The 3,429-nt window shown below is 53.0% G+C and carries 2 protein-coding genes and 1 pseudogene; 2 read left to right on the top strand and 1 reads right to left on the bottom strand.

What is annotated here, in order from left to right; translation table 11 throughout:
- Positions 1-1,205, top strand: a 1,205-nt coding sequence (locus F7Q90_RS24955; RefSeq protein ID WP_151161124.1) for an RHS repeat-associated core domain-containing protein, incomplete at its 5' end; no start/stop codon positions are given.
- A gap of 17 nt (positions 1,206-1,222) precedes the next feature.
- Here the strand turns inward: F7Q90_RS24955 and F7Q90_RS24950 are convergent.
- Positions 1,223-1,580 (bottom strand): annotated as a pseudogene (locus F7Q90_RS24950) (transposase zinc-binding domain-containing protein); the annotation flags it as partial.
- A 250-nt stretch (positions 1,581-1,830) separates the two neighbouring features.
- On the opposite strand from F7Q90_RS24950, the gene F7Q90_RS28045 reads away from it, so the two are divergent.
- Complete coding sequence (locus tag F7Q90_RS28045; RefSeq protein WP_006122293.1) at positions 1,831-3,096, top strand: RHS repeat-associated core domain-containing protein; 1,266 nt, start codon at positions 1,831-1,833, stop codon at positions 3,094-3,096.
- The last annotated feature ends 333 nt before the right edge of the window (positions 3,097-3,429 follow it).

Here is a 3,429-nt window from a genome sequence, read left to right as displayed (position 1 = left end):
CCGGGGCCACCCGGTATATCCGCCACGGGCACGCCTGTCTGGGTGTGACCACCCCGACAGGACTGACCCTGACCGCAGGCGGTCACAACAACAGCCCGCTCTGGTCGCGTAATCCGGCCGGTGGTGACGGGCGCCTTCACACCTGGTCTCCCTGGGGGAACGGTAAAGCTGCAGACGGCCTGCCCGGCTTTAACGGTGAGCGTCCTGACCCCGTCAGCGGCAGCTACCATCTGGGCAACGGCTACCGGGCCTATAACCCGGTACTGAGACGTTTTAACTGTCCGGACAGCCTGAGCCCGTTCGGGGCCGGCGGGATTAATCCCTATGCCTACTGTGCAGGAGACCCGGTGAACCACACTGACCCTACAGGGCATATCAGCTGGCAGGGTATTCTGGGTATTGTGGGAGGCACCATCGGCGTGTTACTGACCGGAGGAGCGGCTTTAGGTGCTATTGCGGCAGCGGGCAGTGTGGCTGCCGCATGGAGTGCAGCATCGGCCACGACGCTGGTTGTGGGCGGGCTGGGTCTGCTGGCTGACGCAACGGGGATTGCCAGCGGGGCGACCGAGGATGTGAATCCACATACGTCGTCAGTGCTGGGCTGGGTTTCCATGGCTACGGGGATTGCGGGTATGGCTGCCGGGATTTCGCTTGCGCCTAAAGGAGCCAAGGCAATCATGCGGGCAACTGCAGATACCCGACAGCGTCTTGGGAATATCCGCACGACGGGACTGTCAGGAAGAGGCGCTCCAAAAATTGCAAGGGAATGGGGTACAATCGACCATCAATTGACTGACACCGCTCAATCATTAATGCTGGACAATAGAATGCAAAATGAACCGATATATGCTCTTATTGATGAATCTTCATTAAGTCCCATCAATAACTCCAGGACCATATCGTCTACTACACTAAAACGGAAAATATACAACCTGAAAAATAAAAAAAAATACATATCTGCTTTGGAAAGAGATACACTTGATAGTGCTAATGAATTAAGATTATTTTACGAAAAACATTTGGCGCATGTTAAAGAACAAGGATACAAAAATACCGCTTTGCATTCTATTGTAGAATCACAGGTTAACGCTTTGAATAAAAGGCTAGTAGATAGTAATTTTAGAGTAACCCTTCAGGAAGGGGGCGAAGTTGGTGCCATATATATGGCACCTGAATTACCACCACGCTCGTATCTCTTTTTATGATCATAAAGGTTGGATCTGTGTCCTGTTAGGTTGAGCTGGCGGCCGTAAGTGTGCAGGGCGCAGAAAATACCGACCACCACGTCCAGCCTGCGGGCCCAGCGGAGCATGGCGCGGCATGGTAAAGGTGATATGCTGCCAGTCGCAGTCGGGAAGGATATGGCTCTGCTGCGACACCCACTGCTCGGTTGCTTTGAAGCCGCAGGCGCTGCAGGCTTTTGACTTGCAGCTCTGGCAGAAGAAACGGGAGTGGGTGCAGTCTGGTGATGCACAGCAGAAGCGGCGAACGCCCATCTCCGTGGTCCCGCAGGCGAGCATGCGCTCGACGCAGAGGCGGGTCCAGGGGCTGATGGTGTCCCCGTGTTTGTCGATGTACAGGTTCTAAGCACGTAAAAAGGATCAATAATTGATCCTTTTTATCGATCGATTGAACAAAAAACGTACTTTGCGTGCGTTTCCGTACGGTTTGGCTTCGTGGGGCAAAGCCAAATGTCGTCAAATCGCAGCTTCGCTCCCATTGGGCCAATAACGCCTGGCGCCTCCATGCCACTGAAGCGGCATTCAGTGGACCCACTGACAATCTGCTGCAATACTATTTTTCACTGAGACTATACAGGGTAATAGCATTATGACATTCATGACAACAACCGGGGCCACCCGGTATATCCGCCACGGGCACGCCTGTCTGGGTGTGACCACCCCGACAGGACTGACCCTGACCGCAGGCGGTCACAACAACAGCCCGCTCTGGTCGCGTAATCCGGCCGGTGGTGACGGGCGCCTTCACACCTGGTCTCCCTGGGGGAACGGTAAAGCTGCAGACGGCCTGCCCGGCTTTAACGGTGAGCGTCCTGACCCCGTCAGCGGCAGCTACCATCTGGGCAACGGCTACCGGGCCTATAACCCGGTACTGAGACGTTTTAACTGTCCGGACAGCCTGAGCCCGTTCGGGGCCGGCGGGATTAATCCCTATGCCTACTGTGCAGGAGACCCGGTGAACCACACTGACCCTACAGGGCATATCAGCTGGCAGGGTATTCTGGGTATTGTGGGAGGCACCATCGGCGTGTTACTGACCGGAGGAGCGGCTTTAGGTGCTATTGCGGCAGCGGGCAGTGTGGCTGCCGCATGGAGTGCAGCATCGGCCACGACGCTGGTTGTGGGCGGGCTGGGTCTGCTGGCTGACGCAACGGGGATTGCCAGCGGGGCAACGGAGGACGTGAACCCGGCTGCGTCTTCGGTGCTGGGATGGGTATCTGTGGCTACAGGCATTGCGGGGATGGCGGCCGGAGCAGCAATGGCACCGAAGGGTGTGAACGCATTAAAAAAATTGCAGCATTCCAAATTAAAAATTAACTTCAATCCTGAGGGAGCAAATAAATTAAGGTATTATAAATCAATGTCCCTCCAGGGCATATTACGTAATGGAAAAATATCAGACCGTACTATCATTGGGTTTTATAATGATATTTCAGGCACAGGAGAACCTGGGATTTCATTACACGGAAATCCTCGGGGGTCTGTATTATCAGAACATAGGTTTCAAATTATTGACGAAACCTCGAATATTGCTAGGCCAGCATCTTATCTTGCAACGGAAGAAGCAGTTGTGGATTTTTTTAAAAAACGTGGCATTGATTTATTCACCATTGCTCAAGATAAGCCTCTTCATTACCTGAGTTGTTTTTCAGGTGGTGTTGATGGAAGAGCACAGCAAATGGCTGATTATCTTCGTCGAACCATAATAGGATATGGCAGAGAAAACAATTTTGTGAGAGTCAGACCGAATAATTTACTAGAAAATAGAGCAATTATTCGCGGTGGTTCGCATTTAAATACATACGCCCCATTAAATCCTGTTGTTTACCATCCACGAAACTATACGGATGTTTAGAGCCTATCCCAATAGGATTTTAACACCTAGGAATTTCGAACCTTGCGGTCACCCGTATCGCTGGAAGTATTGAGTAACACGCCCGTAAGCGGCCCTGACGGCCCGCTAACGCGGAGATACGCCCCGACTGCGGCCCAACCTTGTCGGGACCACTCCGACAGCGCACAGAAGCTTCTGTATCGCGTCTAGCGGGTTTTGGTCTGGCAGCTACCGTGTTCCGTCAAGAAAAATAGCTTCAGATTTAGACATACAGCCCCCTAAGCGCTGTCAGCAAGCTGCCAGCACTAAGTCCCCGATACATCGCGGCTACGCCGCGCTAACGGGGTTAAAAGG

Origin of the sequence: Pantoea stewartii subsp. stewartii (assembly GCF_008801695.1) — a bacterium.
Lineage (GTDB): Bacteria > Pseudomonadota > Gammaproteobacteria > Enterobacterales > Enterobacteriaceae > Pantoea > Pantoea stewartii.
The sequence above is the reverse complement of the archived record's forward strand: the minus strand, read 5'-3'. Positions and strand labels throughout refer to the sequence as shown.